The sequence below is a fragment of the Nisaea sp. genome, from assembly GCF_039990255.1.
Classification (GTDB): Bacteria; Pseudomonadota; Alphaproteobacteria; order Thalassobaculales; family Thalassobaculaceae; genus Nisaea.
Window position 1 is genome coordinate 366,840 of record NZ_JBDXGG010000007.1, and the last position, 18,860, is coordinate 385,699.

Annotated in this window: 16 protein-coding genes; 10 read left to right on the forward strand and 6 right to left on the reverse strand. The window is 61.1% G+C overall.

The genetic code is table 11. From position 1 onward, the window contains the following. Positions 1-122: 122 nt before the first annotated feature. Positions 123-1,028 (reverse strand): LysR family transcriptional regulator, encoded by a 906-nt coding sequence (locus ABJ076_RS06430; RefSeq protein ID WP_348191928.1) that lies wholly within the window; start codon positions 1,026-1,028, stop codon positions 123-125. Positions 1,029-1,262: 234 nt separating this feature from the next. Between ABJ076_RS06430 and ABJ076_RS06435 the strand changes: the two genes are divergently transcribed. Together ABJ076_RS06435 and ABJ076_RS06440 are read left to right on the forward strand one after the other, a co-directional pair. Continuing rightward, positions 1,263-2,297: an aldo/keto reductase gene (locus ABJ076_RS06435; protein WP_348191931.1), complete on the forward strand. Its 1,035-nt coding sequence runs from the start codon at positions 1,263-1,265 to the stop codon at positions 2,295-2,297. A gap of 169 nt (positions 2,298-2,466) precedes the next feature. Beyond that, positions 2,467-3,981, forward strand: a complete 1,515-nt coding sequence (locus ABJ076_RS06440) for a DHA2 family efflux MFS transporter permease subunit (RefSeq protein WP_348191933.1) — start codon at positions 2,467-2,469, stop codon at positions 3,979-3,981. Here the strand turns inward: ABJ076_RS06440 and ABJ076_RS06445 are convergent. Next, positions 3,978-5,102 (reverse strand): HlyD family secretion protein, encoded by a 1,125-nt coding sequence (locus ABJ076_RS06445; RefSeq protein WP_348191936.1) that lies wholly within the window; start codon positions 5,100-5,102, stop codon positions 3,978-3,980. The genes ABJ076_RS06440 and ABJ076_RS06445 overlap by 4 nt on opposite strands. A gap of 283 nt (positions 5,103-5,385) precedes the next feature. On the opposite strand from ABJ076_RS06445, the gene ABJ076_RS06450 reads away from it, so the two are divergent. From ABJ076_RS06450 to ABJ076_RS06460, 3 genes are all read left to right on the forward strand, one after another. Further along, on the forward strand, positions 5,386-6,396 hold the full coding sequence (locus ABJ076_RS06450) for an LLM class flavin-dependent oxidoreductase (protein WP_348191939.1): 1,011 nt from the start codon (positions 5,386-5,388) through the stop codon (positions 6,394-6,396). A 62-nt stretch (positions 6,397-6,458) separates the two neighbouring features. Continuing rightward, positions 6,459-7,340, forward strand: a complete 882-nt coding sequence (gene glxR, locus ABJ076_RS06455) for a 2-hydroxy-3-oxopropionate reductase (protein WP_348191942.1) — start codon at positions 6,459-6,461, stop codon at positions 7,338-7,340. A 15-nt stretch (positions 7,341-7,355) separates the two neighbouring features. Then, a complete protein-coding gene (locus tag ABJ076_RS06460; RefSeq protein WP_348191945.1) occupies positions 7,356-7,850 on the forward strand; it encodes a CinA family protein in 495 nt (164 codons plus the stop codon). A gap of 156 nt (positions 7,851-8,006) precedes the next feature. Here ABJ076_RS06460 and ABJ076_RS06465 read toward each other — a convergent pair whose 3' ends face one another. Continuing rightward, positions 8,007-9,329, reverse strand: coding sequence for a ferredoxin reductase family protein (locus tag ABJ076_RS06465; protein WP_348191948.1), 1,323 nt, complete (start codon positions 9,327-9,329; stop codon positions 8,007-8,009). 242 nt (positions 9,330-9,571) lie between these two features. On the opposite strand from ABJ076_RS06465, the gene ABJ076_RS06470 reads away from it, so the two are divergent. From ABJ076_RS06470 to ABJ076_RS06480, 3 genes are all read left to right on the forward strand, one after another. Then, on the forward strand, positions 9,572-9,712 hold the full coding sequence (locus ABJ076_RS06470; RefSeq protein WP_348191950.1) for a hypothetical protein: 141 nt from the start codon (positions 9,572-9,574) through the stop codon (positions 9,710-9,712). Positions 9,713-10,114: 402 nt separating this feature from the next. After that, complete coding sequence (locus ABJ076_RS06475) at positions 10,115-11,344, forward strand: Fic family protein (protein WP_348191953.1); 1,230 nt, start codon at positions 10,115-10,117, stop codon at positions 11,342-11,344. A gap of 338 nt (positions 11,345-11,682) precedes the next feature. Next, positions 11,683-12,228 (forward strand): DUF2254 family protein, encoded by a 546-nt coding sequence (locus tag ABJ076_RS06480; RefSeq protein WP_348191956.1) that lies wholly within the window; start codon positions 11,683-11,685, stop codon positions 12,226-12,228. 143 nt (positions 12,229-12,371) lie between these two features. Here ABJ076_RS06480 and ABJ076_RS06485 read toward each other — a convergent pair whose 3' ends face one another. Then, positions 12,372-14,018 (reverse strand): sulfatase-like hydrolase/transferase, encoded by a 1,647-nt coding sequence (locus ABJ076_RS06485; protein WP_348191959.1) that lies wholly within the window; start codon positions 14,016-14,018, stop codon positions 12,372-12,374. Continuing rightward, entirely contained in the window at positions 14,015-14,524 is a 510-nt protein-coding gene (locus ABJ076_RS06490; RefSeq protein ID WP_348191962.1) for a MarR family winged helix-turn-helix transcriptional regulator, read from the reverse strand. Before ABJ076_RS06490 ends, ABJ076_RS06485 begins: the two co-directional genes overlap by 4 nt. Before the next feature lie 141 nt (positions 14,525-14,665). Here ABJ076_RS06490 and ABJ076_RS06495 point away from each other — a divergent pair, with 141 nt between their 5' ends. Further along, complete coding sequence (locus tag ABJ076_RS06495) at positions 14,666-15,721, forward strand: TAXI family TRAP transporter solute-binding subunit (RefSeq protein ID WP_348191964.1); 1,056 nt, start codon at positions 14,666-14,668, stop codon at positions 15,719-15,721. A gap of 48 nt (positions 15,722-15,769) precedes the next feature. Further along, positions 15,770-18,091 (forward strand): TRAP transporter fused permease subunit, encoded by a 2,322-nt coding sequence (locus ABJ076_RS06500; protein WP_348191966.1) that lies wholly within the window; start codon positions 15,770-15,772, stop codon positions 18,089-18,091. 53 nt (positions 18,092-18,144) lie between these two features. On the opposite strand, the gene ABJ076_RS06505 is transcribed toward ABJ076_RS06500, so the two are convergent. Continuing rightward, entirely contained in the window at positions 18,145-18,675 is a 531-nt protein-coding gene (locus tag ABJ076_RS06505; protein ID WP_348191969.1) for a 3-hydroxyacyl-CoA dehydrogenase family protein, read from the reverse strand. Positions 18,676-18,860: the final 185 nt, after the last annotated feature.

Consider the following 18,860-nt stretch of genomic DNA (forward strand, 5'->3'; position numbering starts at 1 on the left):
TAATTGTAAAGGTCGGTTGACGTGACTCCCGTCTATTCCGTCAGCAAGCACCTGGTGCGGCTGGGTGACCTATACTTGGGCTATCTCCGCAGCACCTGTTTTGCTCACGGTGGAGCCTGTCTTCAGGAAACCTTCCCCCGCTGCGCCAGAAAATCCAGCAAGACCCTGACGCGGGCGGGAACGGGCCCGCCTTGCCCGACATAGACGGCGTGGAAGCTTTCTTTTCCGCCCGGGTCAAACGCGCCGAGAACCGGGACCAGACGGCCGGAGGCGATGTCGTCCCGGATCGTGAAGGCGGCCAGCCGGGCAAGTCCGACACCGTTGAGCGCGAGGTGGCGCACGGCTTCTCCGTCGCTCGCTCGAATGGTGTTGCCTGATGGGCATTCCACAATTTGTGCGCCATCGCGAAGTGGCCAACCGGTTACGTGCCGGACATAACCGAAGCCGATGCGTGTGTGTCTTTCCAGATCGGCGACCGTCTTTGGCTTGCCCGCTCGTTCAAGGTACTCGGGCGCTGCCACGATCATCACCGGTGAATCACCCAGCTTGCGGGCGATAAGGCTTGAGCTTTTCAGCGGCCCTGCCCGGACTGCGACATCCGTGCGCTCGGCCAGCAGGTCGATGACGATGTCCGTCTGCACCAGATCCAGTGTGATCTCCGGATATGCGGCGAAAAAGTCAGGCAGAAGCGGGGCGAGGATGTGGGTCGCATAAGACGCGCTGGTATTCAGGCGGATCGGCCCGGCGGGCTGCTCCCCACGCCCGGCCTGACGCTCGGCTTCCTCGATATTCGCCAGGATCGCGGCCGAGCGTTCGAAGAAAGCACAGCCTTCCGGTGTCAGCTCCAGCTGGCGGGTGGACCGGTTCAGCAGTCGCGTGCCGAGGCGGGTTTCCAGTCTGGTGATCAATTTGCTGACAGCCGATGGCGTCATTCCCAGACTGCGTGCGGCATGGGAAAAACCGCCGAGCTCGATGACCTGGACGAAGACTTCCATCTCTCCGGTACGATTGATGTTAACGCGATGCATGAATTCATTTCACAAATGATTATCCCGACGGCCATCTAAATCATAATGCAGATTAGATCCATGTTCTGGCAATCGAAATTGTGCAGACAGGATCAATCATGCAGGCGCTTTTCTCCGCGGTTTTCCTGGTGGCCGCCGCGATCACAACGAGGGCGGACAGGCCGGTGGCTGGTGTGTGTCAGGCCGCGGAATAACCCCAATCAATGAGACCCAATCCCATACAGGAGAAATATCATGGAATATCGTCAGCTTGGCGCTTCAGGGCTCAAAGTCCCGGCTCTCAGTTTCGGAGCCGGGACGTTCGGCGGCCGCGGTCCTTTGTTCAGCCACTGGGGCACGTCCGGTTTCGAGGAGGCGCGGCGTCTGGTGGATCTCTGCCTTGAGGCAGGCGTAAACCTGTTCGACACGGCCGATGTCTATTCGGAAGGTGCCTCGGAAGAGGTGCTTGGCCAGGCGATCAAGGGCCGCCGTAACGAAATTTTGCTCTCTACCAAGATGAGTTTGCCGATGGGGGACGGCCCGAACGATGCGGGCTCTTCCCGCTCCAGATTGATCGATGGTGTCGAGGCTGCGTTACGCCGTCTGGGTGTTGACCATCTCGACCTGCTCCAGCTGCATGCCTTTGATGCTTTCACGCCGGTGGAAGAGGTCCTGGCGACCCTCGACCAATTGGTCCGGGCCGGAAAGCTGCGTTATGTCGGGGTGTCGAACTTTGCCGGCTGGCAGGTTATGAAATCGCTGGCCGCCGCCGACCGGAATGGCTGGCCGCGCTATGTCGCCCATCAGGTCTATTACTCGCTTGTCGGCCGGGATTACGAATGGGACCTTATGCCGCTCGGGCAGGATCAGGGGCTTGGCGCGCTGGTCTGGAGTCCGCTTGGCTGGGGGCGGCTGACAGGAAAAATTCGCCGGGATAGCCCGATCCCGGAAGGCAGCCGGTTGCATGAGACGGCGCGCTTCGGCCCGCCCGTCGACGAAGAGCGGCTCTATCGCGTGGTCGATGTCTTGGAAGACGTGGCGGAAGAAGCTGGAAAAACCATCCCGCAGGTCGCTCTCAACTGGCTTCTGCAACGGCCGACCGTGTCATCCGTTATCATCGGTGCCAGAGACGAAAAGCAGTTACGGGATAATCTAGGGGCCGTCGGCTGGTCCCTGACGGAAGAACAGATGCGACGCCTGAACGAGGCCAGCGCAGTGACGCCTCCCTATCCGCATTTTCCCTATCATCGCCAGGAAGGCTTCGCCCGGCTCAACCCGCCGATGACATAACGGGGAGCGATGTCAGATGGCAGGAGGGCGCAATCGCGCTGCGCCTAATTCGGCGCAGCATGACACTCTTGCCGCGTAAACTCCTCGCCCTGCCGCAATTTCCTCTCCTAGACTGGCAGCACCAATGAGAGCCCCCGGATCAACGGGGGACCAGGGGAGGAAGAATTTCATGGCGGCTGTGACAGCGACGGCGGCGGCGGAGGATGCCAGTTACAAGGTACTCGTCCTCGTCACCATGGCCTGCGCGAATACGCTCTATGCGCTGACCATGACCATCGTCAATGTGGCTTTGCCGCAGATGCAGGGCACCTTCTCGGCGACCACCGAGGAGATTTCCTGGGTGGTGACGCTGAATGTGGTGGCGACAGCGGTGGTGACGCCGCTGACCGGCTCGCTGGTCGCCTGGTTCGGGCAGCGGCGGCTGATCATTATCTGCCTCTCCGGTTTCACATTGGCGACGCTGGCCTGCGCCATGGCCACCTCGCTTGAGGCGATTCTGTTCTTCCGCATCCTGCAGGGTGCGCTCGGGGCGCCGCTGGTGCCGCTCAGCCAAGCTATCGTGCTGCAGGTCTGGCCGAAAGAGGAGCATGCCCGGGCCAATGGCTATCTCGGCATGTCGGTGGTTGTCGGACCGGCTATCGGACCTTCCATCGGCGGCTGGCTGGCCGAGGAATATGACTGGCGTTTCGTCTTCCTGATGATCGTGCCCTTCGGCATCCTCGCGCTGATGGGGGTCTTGCGCTGGATCCGGGAGGAAGGAAAGGCGGCGCAGCCGCGCTTCGATTATCTCGGCTTCCTGCTGTTCTCTATCAGTATTGTTGCGTTGCAACTCGTGCTGGACCGGGGCGAGCGGGAGGATTGGCTGCAATCCGGCACCATCGTGACGCTTGTCATCATCATGTTTGCCGCCTTCGCCATGTTCGTTGCCAACAGCGCCTGCGTCGACCGGCCCTTTATCCGGCCCTCCCTGCTCCGCAACAGGAATTACCTGATCGGGCTGTTTCTTGTCTTCGTCTATGGATCGGTGAATTTCACCCCGCTGGTGCTGCTGCCGCAGCTTCTGCAGGCCTACCGCGGTTATCCCGACACGCTGATCGGCATGGTGCTGGCGATGCGCGGTGTCGGCATGATTGCCGGGTTCTTCATGGCGGCCAGAATGGGCCGGTTCGATCCCCGCGTCGGTCTGGTACTCGGCACCGTGGCCATCGGCACAAGCGGCTGGATGATGAGTCTGTACGATCTCAATGTCGGCTTCTGGGCTCTGGTCTGGCCCAGCATTCTGCAGGGCATCGGCTGCGGGTTGATGTGGGTGCCGCTCTCCATGGTCAGCTTCGCCACCCTGGACCGTGCGTTGCTGCCGGAGGCTTCCTCGCTGTTTCACCTGATCCGCAACATGGGAACCAGCCTCTATGTCGCCGTCAGCGTCTTCATATTGGTAAGGACCAGCAAGGTGCGCTACGCCGAGATGGCCGAAGGCATCGGCCCGTTCGAGGAGCGGCTGAAGTTTCCGGAGGCGGTTGGCAGTGGCGGGGTGCAGTGGATGGACAGTCTTGGCCTGATTGCCGCCGAGGCCTGGCGCCAGTCCGCTCTGATCGGCTTCACCAACTGTTTCCTGTTTTACGCGCTGACCTGTTTCGCCACGCTGCCGGTGCTGGCCTTCGTGAAGATCCGACGAGCCGACTAGCGGGTGCTGTCAGCCGCACTGGCCAGCCATGTGCCGGTCAGCGCAGCGAGACTATCGACCAGATTGCGTTCGCGTCCGGTATCGACAGAGACCACCGCGCTCATCCCGGCGCGGAGCTGCGGCAGATCCGGGTTCTTCGTGACCGTGATCCGCACCGGCAGGCGTTGCACGACCTTGACCCAATTGCCCGATGCATTCTGTGGAGGCAGGGCGGAGAATTCGGAGCCGGTTGCCGGGCTGAGGCTTTCTATCATGCCTTCCCAAACAGCGTCGGGATAGGCGTCGACACGAACATCCACGGGCTGGCCGATGGCGATTGCGTCGAGCTGGGTTTCCTTCAGGTTCGCCTCAATCCAGACCGCTCCAGTGCCAATGATCCCGAAGGCGGGCGTGTCAGCCTCCACCCATTCCCCGGCTTGCAACGTCATCCTCGTGACGATGCCGCCGACCGGTGCCCTGATCTCCGTATAGGCGAGGTCCAACTTCACCCGTTCGATCTCGGCGTCCGTTTCCAGCATCATGGGGTGAGTCTCAACCCGCAGGTCCGGCGTGCCGCCGAGCTTGGCCAGCACGACCTGGCGCTTCTCCTTTAGGGACAGCAGGCGTTGCCGTGCGGTTTCAAGCTCCAGCAGCGTTTCGTCGAGTTTCGATTGCGTGCCTGCAGACTTGCTCACCAGCCGTTGCCGCCGCTTGACCTCGATGACGTAGAACTCAACCCGGTGCGCAACCTCGGCCATATCGGCGCCGATCTGTCCGAGTTCAGCGCGGGTCGCAAGCAGATCATTGCGCACGGCTTCGCGCCGCGCCTGGGCCATCTTCAACTGCACCTGGTAAGGCGCTGGATCGATGCGGAACAGCAGCGCGCCCTCGCTCACGGCCTGATTGTCACCGATCCGGACTTCGATGGCGCGGCCGTCGATATTCGGGCTGACGGCGATCACCGGCGCCTTCACATAGGCGTTTTCGGTGGTCACGTAGCGCCCTGTCTCCGCATACCACCAGGCACCGACCTTGAAAGCGACGACGGCGATGACAGCCAGCAGCGTGAGCCGGAGCAGAGCGCGGCCCCAGTGTTTGCGCGGCGTTGGTGGTGGAGTAGGTGTGTCTGGTGTGTCGTTCATTCTCTGCGGGCGGATACCTTGATGGTCGCTGAAGCCTCGTCGCCGTTGCCGCCAGGAGGCCCGGGAAAGAAAAGCTAGTGCAAGACTAGGATCGGCGGCGCCGGGACGCCAGCGGAATGAAGCGGAATTCCGCGCTGTGGCAATGACGGGGAGATTGAGTGCGTGTCGCGGCAAGGTCATGCACCGGGAAGAGTCTCGTGGTGGATCGGCAAGGCAGGCACGCTTGAAACCTTCTATGCTGGCCGTTCGCATTCTTTGAAGCTCTCGCCAGAAGGAGCCCGCTTTGCTGCATCTTTCCGTTCTCGATCAATCCGTTGCCGGTGTCGGCAAGCCGCACGGGCAGACCATCCGCGATACCGTCGCCATGGCCGAGCTGTGCGAGAGCCTCGGCTACAAACGCTTCTGGGTGTCTGAGCATCATTCCCACCCGACCATCATCGGCACCGCGCCGGAGATCCTGCTGGCCGGGATCGCCATGCGGACGGAGCGCATCCGGCTTGGCTCCGCGGGTGTGATGCTGCCGCATTACGCGCCGCTGAAGGTGGCGGAACAGTTCCGCGTGCTGGAAGCGCTGGCGCCGGGCCGGATCGATCTCGGCCTTGGACGCGCGCCTGGCTCCGACGGCCGGACCTCGCTTGCGCTTAACCCCGCGGCGGCGGAACGCCCGGCCCAGTTTCCGAACGATGTGCAGGACCTGATGGCCTGGGTCAGCGGCCAGCCGTTGGCCGAAGGGCATCCTTTCGCCGCTGTTCAGGCCAACCCGCAGGGCGAGACGTCGCCCGAAGTCTGGATGCTCGGCAGTTCGCTCTATGGTGCGCAAGTGGCGGCGCATTTTGGCCTGCCCTACAGCTTCGCCTGGTTCTTCACGCAAGGTCAGGGCGGCCCGGAGGCTATCCAGATTTACCGGGACCGCTACCAGCCGAGCGAGCGCTTTCCCGAGCCCTGTCCCGGCATCTGCGTCTGGGCGCTGGCCGCCGAGACCGAGGAAGAGGCGCACTATCATTTCGCCTCCCGCGCCCGCTGGCAGCTTTATCGTGACCGGGGCCGCTACACAGCACTGGAAAGCGCGGAGACGGCGAACAATGCCGCCTATTCGGAAGACGAGACGGCCCGAATGGAAGACCTGCGACGGACCGCGATGGTCGGGACGCCGGACACGGTGGCAGAACGCATCCGGGCCCTTGCCAAGCGGCTGGATATCGAGGAAATAGCGGTGGTTACCTGGGCGCATGACGAAAATGTGCGGCGGCGGAGCTACGAGTTGCTCTCTGCGGAATTCGGGATGACAGCGTGAGGTGAGGCACGGCAAGGTGACGCAACTTTGCGGATAACGTGCTCGAGGGAGGAGACGAACAGATGGCTAAACTTGGATTTATCGGACTTGGGATTATGGGTGCGCCAATGGCAGGCCACCTGATCGCCGCTGGTCACGAGGTGTTTCTGAACACGCGCAGCGGTGTGCCGCGCAGCCTGACTGATGCCGGGGGCAAGGACTGCCAGAACGCAGCCGCGGTCGCCAAAGAGGCCGATATCATCTTTCTGATGGTGCCGGACACGCCGCATGTAGAGCAGGTCCTTTTCGGCGAGAACGGCGTTGCCGAGGTGCTTTCCGAAGGCAAGACCGTGGTCGACATGAGCTCGATTTCACCGCTGGCGACGAAAGAGTTCGCGACAAAGATCAACGAGCTTGGCTGCGAGTATATCGACGCTCCGGTTTCCGGCGGCGAGGTCGGTGCCAAGGCGGCGTCCCTGACCATCATGTGCGGCGGCTCCGAGAAGGCCTTCGCCCGGGTGAAACCTTTGTTCGAGCTGATGGGCAAGAACATCACGCTGGTCGGCGGCAACGGTGACGGGCAGACCTGCAAGGTCGCCAACCAGATCATCGTCGCGCTGAACATCGAAGCGGTCGGCGAAGCTCTGTTGTTCGCGTCAAAGGCGGGGGCCGACCCGGCCAAGGTGCGCGAGGCTTTGATGGGCGGGTTCGCCTCCTCCAAGATTCTGGAAGTGCATGGTGACCGTATGGTGAAGCGCACCTTCGATCCCGGCTTCCGCATCGAGCTGCACCAGAAAGACCTGAACCTCGCTCTCTCCAACGCCCGCGAAATGGGTATCAGCCTGCCGAACACGGCGACGGCGCAGGAACTGTTCAACGCCTGCTCTGCCCATGGCGGCAAGGCGTGGGATCATTCGGCAATGGTAAAGGCGCTGGAACTGATGGCGGATCACGACGTCGCCTGACGGGAGGATTTTCGGATGGTTGCATTGGGCAGGCTCGGGGACGCCGCCGGACGGTTGCTGAAGGCGCGCGGCGAGACTATCGCCGTCGCCGAGTCCTCCGCCGGCGGACTGATTTCCGCGTCCCTCCTGGCGGTCCCGGGTGCTTCGGCCTATTTCGTCGCAGGCGGCGTGATCTACACCCACAAGGCGCGCGAGATCTTCACGGACATCGAGCTTGAACAGCACCCGGGCATGCGCTCCTCCTCCGAGCCCTACGCCGCTCTCCTGGCCGAGACTATGCGGCGGCGCATGAACACCACCTGGGGACTGGCGGAAACCGGTGCCTCCGGCCCGAGGGGCAACCGCTACGGCGATGCCGCCGGGCACACTTGCATCGCACTCTCGGGTCCGGTGACGACGGTTTTCACGCTGGAGACCGGTGACGGCGACCGGGAAGCCAATATGTGGCGTTTCACTGAAGCGGCGCTGGATGCCCTGGTGGCAGCCCTCGACCAGCCAATGACCGCCTGAGGCGCCGAAGACCATTCCATTATCTCCGGCCCGTTGTACCCAGCAGCGGGCCGGACCCTACCGCAGGGCGAAGACCAGAACGGCAAGGAGAAGCAGGGCGCTGGTTCCCCAGACACCGGCCTGGATCCTGTGTCGCAGCTTCATCAATCCAGCCTCCTAATCATAATAGAACTGCTCGGCGACGATCTGGTCCCCGGGAACGCCATGCGCCAGCAGCGCGTCTTCGACCGCCTCCAGCATGCCCGGCGGCCCGCAGAGGATATAGAGCCATTCGGCCGCGTCCTCGAAGCCGAAGACCTGTCCGATGGTCTCCTGGTCGATCAGCCCGACCCGTCCGGCCCAGTCCGGCCTGGGCTCCGAGACGATCTGCACGACCTCCATGTTCGGACGCCCGGAAAGCCCCTCCAGCTCGTCCGCATAGACGATCTGTTCGGCCACCCGGTTGCCATAGAGCAGGATCATCGGGCGCGGATCGTCCTCGGCCCGCATTTGCCGGGCGATGGAGAGCAGCGGCGCGATGCCGACCCCGCCGGCGATCAGCGCGATGCCCTTTGCCTTGCGCCCCGTGAGCGTAAGATTGCCGTGGGCATCGCCGAGCCAGGCGACGGTCCCCGGCGTCACGTCTCCGATCCGCCGCGTGGAATCCCCGGCTTCCTTGATGACGAAGCGGACATCCGGCCGTTCGGCCGGGGCCGAGCTGATCGAGAACGGGTTTTCGTCCAGGGAGAACGGGCTGTGCCCCAGATTAAGCCAGGCGAACTGCCCCGCCTCGAAACGGAGCGCGTCGCCGCGCCGAGGCCGCAGAACCAGCTCCCACGTCCTGAGCGCGATCTTCCTGACAGTCGTCACCTCATAGGGATGGCCCGCCTGGCTGAGCGGTGCGATCACATAGGTCCAGCCGAGCGAGGCAAGGGCCAGACCAAGCAGCACAAACCAGAACCCGGCGAGCCATGGATCGCCACTGTACCGCCCCGCCTCGAGCGCGTGATGCGTCACCGCCGCAGCGATTACCAACGCGCCAATGGCATGCATCGCCCGCCAGACCTCGTAGCGATAGGGCAACTGGTCGCGAAAGATCGCCATCAGCACGAAGCAGGGCAGCGCCACCCAGGCGATCAGCCCGGTGATCAGCGAGCCGGTATCGAGCCCGAGCGCGCGCTCTCCCGTCGCATCCCACGGCAGCGGCGTGCCGAAAAACTCCGCGCTGTAGAGATAAGGGTGAACAAGGATGAAAATCAGCGCCGTGCGGGCCACGAGCTGGTGAAACCGCATGGTCACATCCATCCCGATCCGCCCCGAAATCGCCCGGAACCGCCCCGAAAGCACGAACTCGACCAGCAAAATGGCGAACGCGGTCATGCCGAGGCCGGTGGCGATTTCATCCAGCAGGGGGCGTGGGGGCAGGTTTTGGAGCGCGCCGAGGAGAAGCGGTGTGATCGTGATGAGGAGATAGCCGACGAAGAGGATTATGGGGTGCATTGGGGCTCTCTCCGCGTGTGCCATCGGGTTTTACCGCTCTTTGGGAGGGCAGGTTACCGGATTCGCGGGCGGTGTTTTTGTTTGTTTTGATGTCGAGCGTCGTGGTGTTGATCCGTGGGGGGGTAACTTTCTGGGCGGTTGACTGAGGTGTCTTGCCTATGATTTGGACGATATTGCAATTTATTATTGAATTTATATAATAGTCACTTATTCATGATTCATGAAAAAATCGGGAGACGAATATGAAACACTACGAGACAGTTAGAAATAAAGATGGCCATTGGGCTTCTGTTCCATCGATTTTGTCTTGGAAATGGATGTTGGGTGAACTCAGGATGATGAAGGAGCAAGATAAAAAAATCAAATTAAAATTGAAAAACTGAAAATGAGAGTAAAAAACTAGAGGATAGAAATTAAGAAGGCGGTTCCCCAATTGACTGATACCGCTGATGCTTGTTTCTAATTCTGTGCGAACAGTTCGTTGGGGGCGCGCTAGCTAAGTGCTATCTCCCTTTTATCGCAAAATCGAATTGTGGAATTGTGGGGGACACGCTACTTAATTCCGACCTAACACCCTTGCGGTGCTTGCATCTTGTTGGAGAGCGAGCGGCGGGTCATGTCGAGGCTGGTGACGTCCGCTTTCATCAGCGCGCCCATGGTCGTCCTGCGGCTGTTCCGTATGACCGGCCGTACAGATCGGCTATCAGGATCGGCAAATATCTTGTCAAAATAGGTCTATCACTATATTTTAAAAGTCAAATACGGTAAATATAGATCGGCAATAAATGCTCGAAACGCCGGACCGGATAGAGCCCTGCCTGATCGAGGATGCGATCCCCGAGACGATCTCTGACCTTGTGGCGGAGATCAAGGCGGAGGCTGCGCTGCTCGGGCGCGGTCTGCATCCTGATTCCGCGCTGGAGCTGGCGGGCTTTGTCCGTCTGATGAACTGCTACTATTCCAATCTGATCGAGGGTAACCACACCCGCCCGAAAGACATAGAGAATGCCATGAAGGGCGCGCTTCCGGAGGATGAAAGCCGTCCTCTGGCAGAGCTGGCGCGCGCCCATATCGAGGTTCAGCAGAGTATGGACGCGCAGTACGCTGCAGGCGCCTTGCGGAACCCGGTCTCGCCTGCGTTCCTGCAGTCGGTGCACAAAGCCTTCTACGAGAATATGCCGGAGGAATTCCGATTCATGGGTCACCCGGATGGCCGCCGGTTGCCAATTGTCCCTGGACGCTTGCGGGAAAATCCGGAAGATGACGATGTCGAGGTCGGTGATCATTTCCCGCCGTCATCGGATCGTGTCGCGGCCTTCATGGCACATTTCGAGACGCGCTATAGCCGGGTCCGCGGCAGACCGGCGGCGATCAGGGCGATACCGGCGGCACACCACCGTTTCGCCTATATCCACCCCTTTCCCGATGGGAACGGGCGTGTCGGGCGGCTGATGTCGCATGCCATGTGCCTTGATGCCGGGATCGGCGGTTATGGTCTTTGGTCGATTTCAAGGGGGTTGGCGCGCGGCTTGCGGGATAAGTCCGAGTACAAGGCCCGGCTGGCCCGCGCGGATGCACCGCGGCAGGGGACGACGGACGGGCGGGGGAACCTGTCGGAGGCTCGCCTGTTCGAATTCACCGAATGGTTCCTCCACATCATGCTCGACCAGATCCGGTTTTCAGCACAGGTGTTCGATCTGGAGGGGCTTGAGGCGCGCTACAGTCGGTTGATTTTGGATCTCAGCCATGGCGAGCGGGCAGTCAAGCTCATCACGGCCGTACTGCGTTACGGGAGTATGGCGCGTGGTGACGCGGGCACTGTTCTCGGCGTTCCGGAGCGCACGGCGCGCGAGGTGCTGAAAAAGCTCGTCGCGCGTGGGTTCCTGACCTCAGAGACGCCGAAGCGGCCTGTCCGTATCGCCTTCCCGGTGGACTACCGAGAGAGGTTGTTTCCCAATCTGTTCACGGACGCGCCGCTCACCGTGCCGGAATATGGCACGGTGGCTCCATCCTGAAGCGCGCTGCGCGTCCCTTCCACCATTGCCGCCTGCAGCCGGCTTCTTGCCATCGGGCCGGTAAGGCGCTGGCGCTTTCCCTCCTGGAGATTGTAGAGAAATTCGCACTCCTGGCCGCGACATATGCCGTCGTTCCAGTCACTCTGATCGTTCAGGGACTGCGCCCACGTGCGGTGATCAAGCGGGTGGTGCGGTGATCGACATCGCTCTAGGATTGATGCTCATGCCGCGCGGCTCTGGTTTAGCCCCTTCACTGTGAAGGAAAGCGGCTTCGCCGTTAGTTCGGCGCGCTCGCGATCCGGATCGCGACCCAGTTCGCGACAAGGAAACAGTTGGTCATGGTTACCTCATTTTCGATAACCCGCGGCATCGCGATCTGGGACCGGCTGAACTCCAGCTTCTGGTTCGTGCCCGCTCTCATGGTCGTCGTGGCTGTGGCGCTTTCGTTTCTGCTCATCGAGGTCGATACCCTGCGCGACGTGGGCCGGACGGACGACGCGAATGCGTTCTATACGTTCGGGCCGCGGGTTCTGGACAATTTCATGCGCGATCGCAGCAACCAGATCGTGTTGGGCACGTTCATCGCGACCTTTTTGTACTGCCTGTTCGTGCTACGGTCGGTGCGGGGCATGGAGGGGGCGAGCTTCGTGCCCCATTTGGCGGTCGGGTTTGGGGTTGTGCTGGCCGCGGCCAGTGTCGCTGTTCTGATCTATTTCATTCATCACATCGCAACGTCGATCCGGATCGAAACCCTGCTGGCGAAACTCGCCCGGGAAGGCTGTGCCGCTGTTGATTGCCTGTTTGACGAACGGCCAGAGCAGGGTGCCGGGTACCAAATGCGTGATGGCTTCGATGCGTCCGAATTGTGGGGACACACTACTTAGTTTCTTCGACGCTTCCCTCACCCCTTTCGCCCCTCGCATGCCATCGTTGACCCGCAGCCCCCTTGCTGCCGTCACCGGATCGTTCTAAGCCTGCGCCATGCGTGTTCTCGAAAACATCATCAGCGACCGTGGCTCAAAAACACCTAGGGGCGGCCTTGCGGTTTGAGGCTGTCGAAGGGAATTCCGGTTGCTTCCTCGTATTCGGCCTCGTCCCAAAACCCGATCAGGATTCCGGATTCCGACGTCTTGCCTTGTCTGACAAGCAATTCAGGCTTCGCTGTGATCCGGGTATGATGCCGCGTGGCCCACTCCAGCAGCGCGGCAGCGGAGCGCTCCCTTGCCTCGACATGTTCCGGCAGCTCTGACGCACCGAGATCGACCAGTTCGTGCGGATCGGTCTCGAGGTCGAAGAGCACAGGTCTGAACCCCTCGCAGCGGATATATTTCCACCGTCCGTCGAAGATCATCGTGGTGCGGGCATCTTCCTGCGGTTGCTCCAGGGTTCGCGCCATATCAGACCAGTGATAATCATGTTCGCTGATGACGTAGTGGCGCGAGAACCCGGCGTGACCATGCAGGATCGGGGTCAGGTCGCGGCCCTCGATGACGTGGGGTTTAGGCGCGCAGCCCACTGCCGTCATGAAGGTCGGCGCCAGGTCGATCATCTCGACCAGGGCGTCCGAAACCGTGCCCCGGCTTGCATTGCCGGCAGGGCGTGGGTCGGCGATGATCAGGGGCACCTTGACGGCCATCTCATGATAGAAGTCCTTGTCCCCCATCCAGTGGTCGCCCATGTAGTCGCCATGGTCCGAGGTGAAGGCGATGATCGTGTTCTCGCTCAGGCCCGTTTCATTCATCCATGCGAACAACCGCCCGAGATTGTCGTCGAGCTGTTTGATCAGTCCCATATAGGCGGGGATCACATGCTCGCGGACATGGTCGCGGGAAAAACTCTTGCAGACGCGCGCCTCATGATACGCGCGCACAAGCGGATGATCGGTATCGCGCTCGGCCTCGGACCGGATCGGATCGACGATGTGCCTTTCATCGAACATGTCGTGGTAGGGCGCAGGAACGATATAGGGCCAATGCGGCTTGATGTAGGACAGATGGCAGACCCAGGGACGCCCGTCTGACGTGGCTTCTTCCATGAATGCCATGGCCCGGTTGGTCATATAGGCGGTTTCCGAATGCTCCTCGGGGACATTGGCGGGCATCCGGGAATTCTTCAGAAGCCAGGCCGAGAGCAACTCGCCCGAGGCGTCCTTGCCGGAATTGGCGAAATCCTCCCATGGATTGTCTGATGCATATCCATGCGCGACAAGATAGTCGTCGTAGTCTGACCATTTCTGGCGCGGGCTGTCGGGATGCAGACCGTCGTCGCGCTCGAATGGCTCGAAGCCGCATTCGGAGACCCGTACGCCAATCTCGCTGGCAGGGTCGATACCAAGCCAGGCCATGCCTTCGGCATCCGCAACCATGTGTGTCTTGCCGACCAGAACCGCCCGGGCTCCCGCCTCTCGCAAATGGTCGCCCAGCGTCGGCTCCCCCACCCGAAGAGGCATCCCGTTCCACGTCGAGCCATGGCTGCGCACATAGCGGCCTGTATAGGCCGACATGCGGGACGGCCCGCAGACAGGAGATTGAACATAAGCGTTGGAGAATCGCACACCACGCTCGGCCAGTGCGTCGATATGGGGCGTATGCAAATGCGGGTGGCCGTAACAACTCAGGTAATCGAAACGAAGCTGATCGGCCATGATCCAGAGGACGTTCGGACGGTCGGTCATTCCACCGGATCCTTTCCAAGAAATTGTTCGACGGGAATCCGGAGGAAATCTTCCAGCCGTTCGAGTAGATCGACGAAAGTCACGATTTCCTCCTCGGAAAAAACATCACGCAAAGCCGCCCGCCGCCGCGCCATGACCGGAGCGGCCTTCTCATAGGCGGCAAGGCCGTTCGGGGCCAGTTCGACAATGGTATGCCGACCGTCGCTGTCGTCGCGGCGCATGGTGACATATCCTTTGCGGCGCATCTCGGGCAGCGCACGGCTGAGAAGTGAATGGTCCGTCCGCTGGATGGCAGAGAGATCCCGGATCGACATCGGCCCTACCTCATGCAGATCCCAAAGCGTCCGCCACTCGACAATCGAGAGCCCGCCGCCGTGTTGCAGGAATTTTTGTCCCTGGGTCCGCGACGCCGCATAGACCGTCGGCAGGTGCGCGAAGAGGTTGAACCCTTCCCGAGCCTGTCTGTCGCGAATGCGTTCAGCATCGATTTTGGCGCTGTCGTTCATGGCTTGTCTCTCATAATTCCGATAAAAACCGAAAAGATAATACGTGACAAGTCATATATATTCTGTAAGCGTAAAAATGGTAAGCTCCGGTCAAGGAGCGCGTGCCTTTACAGGAAGGCTCGATAATCAGGGAGGACACTCATGATCAAGATAACGCTTTTGGGCGTTGCTATCGCATTGGCACCGCTCGCTGCTCAGGCGCAAGTGACCCTGACCGCAGAAACCACAACGCCGGGATCAACACCGCACTATATCGACACCACACTGGCGGCCGTGCTTGACAGCGCCGGTGTCGCAACGATGCAGATCACCGAAGGCGCAACGCTGACCAATTCAGTGCAGGCCGTCGCCGAGGGGCGCCTCGATATTGCGCCGGCTCCGCTGATCCTGCCCTTCCTTCTCTCACGGGGGATTGGCCCCTATAGCGGAATTGGCCCCGAGAAGGGCGCTGAGCTGGCGGCGAATATCCGGGCACTCTTTTTCAATGCCGGCTCCGCCCAGATATTTGGCTATTACAATTCCAATCCGGTGAAAGACATCACCAAGCTGGAAGGCTTGCGAATCTGGAACGGCCCGCCAAGGGGCGCTGCACTGACCTCTGGCCGGGCGATGGTCCAGCTGTTGAGCGGTATCAAGGACGGCAAAGGTTACGAGGGCGTGCAGACTCCCTGGCCTGACACTGTGGGATCGATCACCGGAGGGCGTGCGGATGCCTGGACCATCCCCGAGGGTCTGCCTTCCGGCCGTCAAATCGCACTGGCCGCGGCGGGTGGCACCACGATCTTTGACGTGCCGTCGGCGTTGCTGAAGAGCAAGCTGGGCCAGCAGATTGTCGCGGCTCCCGGACACGCACCGTATTCGCTTCCGATCGAGCAGGTGCGCGCGGCCTACGCGAACAATGACATCACGGTGGTGACCGACGACGATACTTTCGACAGCTTCGCAACCGCCTTTGGCCAGATCGTCCCGGCCTCCATGCACGAGACGCTGGCCTACGACATCACCAAGGCGTTTCTCGAAGGGCAGGAACGGTTTGAGACCAGTTCGCCACGCGGCCCTTTCCTGATGATGACCTTCGACGACATTGATGGAGTCAGCCAAGGCGCCTGCGGAGCGGTCCAGATCAAGATGCACCCCGGTGCGATCCGCGCCTTTGAGGAAGCGGGCCACACCGTGGCCGACTGCCTCCGTCCCTAAGCGTAACAGGAGCTTATGCGCGGTCCGGGCACAACGCGCGGACCGCGCATGGACACTGACCCGATGACATCACCCGGCACTCTCGTCCCCGCTCCGCTTGGAAAGCGCATCGCCCTCATGCTGGCGCTGCTCTTGGTGGGGGTCGGGATGATCAACACGATGCCCGAGATTGCGGGTTTGCAGGACTGGGCCCGCGAGGTCACGGGGCAGCCATTCTTTCGCGTCTCAGGTTTCCCGCCAGAATTTTTCTATCCTCCCGTCTTTATGGCGATGATGCTGATCGTGGCGCTCGATGCGAGCGTCTACCGAGCCTGGAAGGTTGAGAAACCGCATCTGACCTGGCTGGGGCTGCTACTGGATGCCGGACTTATCATCGCCGCTTTTCTGGGCGTCACCGGCTACCTGGTGGAGATCGATTCCGTCTGCCTGATAGACCAGATCACAGGAGAACGGGCACGCCTGATCGCCGATGCGGCCGCGAGGTCCGAGGGGCTGATTCCCGGCATGTCGTTCGAGGCCGAGGTGCCTGCCTGTCAAGCCCGGTTCGGGGTCTGGATTATTCCCCTTCTCTTCACGATCATCACATTGTTCTTCCTGTACAATATGCGCGTCTGGGGGGCGCCGCTGGTAGTGGTTGCCAGTGCCGTTGTGCTGTATACGGTCGGAACCGCGCTTATCTGGATGTTCGACCTTTCAGACAATAATTTTCTGTTGACCAAGCTTGGCGCTGATGGCGGTGACGTCACCGCAGCGGCCATACAAAAAGTGACGAATGTCTTCATCACGCCGGACGGTTTCATGGGCCGTTTCATGGATATCGTTGTCAATCAGGTCTTTCCTTATGTCATTCTCGGCGCCCTTTTCGGCACCTCCGCCGGAGGCACCTCGCTGATCAAGCTGGCTGTGCGCGCAACGCGGCGGCTGCGCGGTGGCCCGGCCCATGCGGCAATCGTCTCTTCGGCAATGTTCGGGACGATTACCGGCGGCCCGGTTACCAACGTGCTGTCGACGGGTCGGCTGACCATCCCGATGATGCGCCGGAACGGATTCTCCCCGCAATTTGCAGGCGGAGTCGAGGCAGCAGCCTCCTCGGGCGGACAGATCATGCCGCCGGTGATGGGTGTCGCGGCCTTCGTGCTCGTCGCACTCACATCTGTGCCCTACACGAAGGTGATCACGGCGGCTTTCCTGCCTGCCATGGCCTTCTTCTTCTCGATCTTCCTCGCCGTCATGTTTCAGGCCCGCCGCGAACGCGTCCACGCAATGCGCGAGATCCCGGAAGACCTCGTGATGCATCGGCAGGACTGGCTCAACCTCGTCATCATCTTCATGCCAATCCTGACGATCCTGATCCTGCTGCTCGGCAACAAGGACACGATCAGCGTAGGCCTGCTGTCGGTCATACTGCCCGCAGGTGTGCTTCAGACCATCGTCAACGCGACGGGAGACGCGGTCTCCGCAGGCTGGTGGGCGGTCGCCGTGCTGCTTCCGCTGCTGCTTCTCGATCCAAAAACACGGGCCAACCCGTTAACGATATTCGCCGCACTAGCCGACGGCGGCATTCTTCTGTCGCGGCTGTTCCTGCTACTTTTTGCGGTCTCAATCATCTCGGCCTTCCTGAACGAGAGCGGTCTGACAGGTGAGTTGACCCGCGCTGTGACATCCTGGCTTGAGACGGCGCAGGTTCTGAACGTTTTTGGCTACGAAATTGATATCTCGGGCGGGGTCTATCTGATGCTTGCGCTGAGTTGCACGATGATCTGCGCGATCCTGCTGGGCATGGGGATGCCCACTGTCCCGGCCTATGTGAATGTCGCACTGCTCCTCGGCCCGCTTCTGGCCAATCTTGGTGTCAGCTTCTTTACTGCGCATATGTTCGTCTTCTATTTCGCCGTTGCATCTGCCATCACGCCACCCGTGGCAATTGCTGCCTTTGCGGCTGCTTCCATCACCAAAACCGAACCCATGCGGACCGGCATCGCCGCCGTCCGGGTCGGCATTGTGATGTTCACCATCCCCTTCGTCTTCGCGTGGTACCCGGAACTTCTGCTGATTCAAGAGGCGGTCACGATCACCGACGACCAGGGCCGCAAGGCTCTCATTGAAGGATATTCCGGCGAAACTGACTGGGGCGCGCTTGCTTTTCTTGGGCTGCGCCTGACTCTCGCGCTGTATCTCATCGCCTCCGCTCTGGCACGTTTCGACCGTGGCCCTATCGCACAATGGGAGCTGTTTCTGCGGCTCTTCCTGGCGGTTCTCGTTCTTTGGAAGGCAGCCGCCGTCATGTGGGTCGGTATTCTCCTCGCCGTGGCGCTGATTCTGGTTCACTTCATCTTCGCCGGAAAACGGTTGGAACGCTCTACCGCCTGACTTCCCAACAGGCTTGAGGTGGGATGTCACTCAGAGGCCGCCCTCGCGCACCTCTAACCGCCTCTTCTCGTCACCCTTTTCCCGAGCGGCGTCTCCGTCTCCACCGTCTCCACCGCCGCCTTCAGCTTCAGCAGCCCGATATCCCGGTTCCGGAACAGCTCGTCCGGCTTCATGTTGCCATAGTCGAAATAGCCGGACCCGTTCATCACGCCCATTTTTCCGTCCGCGATCAGCCCCTCCAGTGTCTCGCTGTAGCCCTTCACTTCTGGCGGCGTGTACATCTTGTTGGAGAGCGAGCGGCGGGTCATGTCGAGGCCGGTGAAGTCCGCTTTCATCAACGCGCCCATGGTCGCCATGCGCAGGGCGAGGCTGTATTTGATGCTGTCGTCGATGGCCTCGGCGCTGGCCCAGCCCTCGTCCAGCATCCTTGTGATTTCCAGTGTCATCGCCGCCTGCAGCCGGTTGGCGACATAGCCAGGCGTGAAGCGGTCGACCAGCACCGGCTTCTTGCCGTCGGGCCGGTAAGACGCTGGCGTTTTCCCTCCCGGAGGTCGCAGAGAAATCCGCGCTCCTGGCCGCGGCATACGCCATCGTTCCAGTCACTCTCATCGTTCAGGGACTACGCCTACATGCGGTGATCAAGCGGGTGGTGCGGTGATCGACATCGCACTAGGATTGATGCTCAAGCCGCGTGGCCCTGGATTAACCCCTTCACTGTGAAGGAAAGCGGCTTCGCCGTTAGTTAGGCAAGCTTGCGACCCAGCACGTG

Excerpts from the sequence above, each read along its gene's own strand:
- ABJ076_RS06430 (WP_348191928.1), bottom strand. The coding sequence starts at position 1,028 with ATGCATCGCGTTAACATCAATCGTACCGGAGAGATGGAAGTCTTCGTC.
- ABJ076_RS06435 (WP_348191931.1), top strand. The coding sequence starts at position 1,263 with ATGGAATATCGTCAGCTTGGCGCTTCAGGGCTCAAAGTCCCGGCTCTC.
- ABJ076_RS06440 (WP_348191933.1), top strand. The coding sequence starts at position 2,467 with ATGGCGGCTGTGACAGCGACGGCGGCGGCGGAGGATGCCAGTTACAAG.
- ABJ076_RS06445 (WP_348191936.1), bottom strand. The coding sequence starts at position 5,102 with ATGAACGACACACCAGACACACCTACTCCACCACCAACGCCGCGCAAA.
- glxR (WP_348191942.1), top strand. The coding sequence starts at position 6,459 with ATGGCTAAACTTGGATTTATCGGACTTGGGATTATGGGTGCGCCAATG.
- ABJ076_RS06460 (WP_348191945.1), top strand. The coding sequence starts at position 7,356 with ATGGTTGCATTGGGCAGGCTCGGGGACGCCGCCGGACGGTTGCTGAAG.
- ABJ076_RS06465 (WP_348191948.1), bottom strand. The coding sequence starts at position 9,329 with ATGCACCCCATAATCCTCTTCGTCGGCTATCTCCTCATCACGATCACA.
- ABJ076_RS06470 (WP_348191950.1), top strand. The coding sequence starts at position 9,572 with ATGAAACACTACGAGACAGTTAGAAATAAAGATGGCCATTGGGCTTCT.
- ABJ076_RS06475 (WP_348191953.1), top strand. The coding sequence starts at position 10,115 with ATGCTCGAAACGCCGGACCGGATAGAGCCCTGCCTGATCGAGGATGCG.
- ABJ076_RS06480 (WP_348191956.1), top strand. The coding sequence starts at position 11,683 with ATGGTTACCTCATTTTCGATAACCCGCGGCATCGCGATCTGGGACCGG.
- ABJ076_RS06485 (WP_348191959.1), bottom strand. The coding sequence starts at position 14,018 with ATGACCGACCGTCCGAACGTCCTCTGGATCATGGCCGATCAGCTTCGT.
- ABJ076_RS06490 (WP_348191962.1), bottom strand. The coding sequence starts at position 14,524 with ATGAACGACAGCGCCAAAATCGATGCTGAACGCATTCGCGACAGACAG.
- ABJ076_RS06495 (WP_348191964.1), top strand. The coding sequence starts at position 14,666 with ATGATCAAGATAACGCTTTTGGGCGTTGCTATCGCATTGGCACCGCTC.
- ABJ076_RS06500 (WP_348191966.1), top strand. The coding sequence starts at position 15,770 with ATGGACACTGACCCGATGACATCACCCGGCACTCTCGTCCCCGCTCCG.
- ABJ076_RS06505 (WP_348191969.1), bottom strand. The coding sequence starts at position 18,675 with ATGCCGCGGCCAGGAGCGCGGATTTCTCTGCGACCTCCGGGAGGGAAA.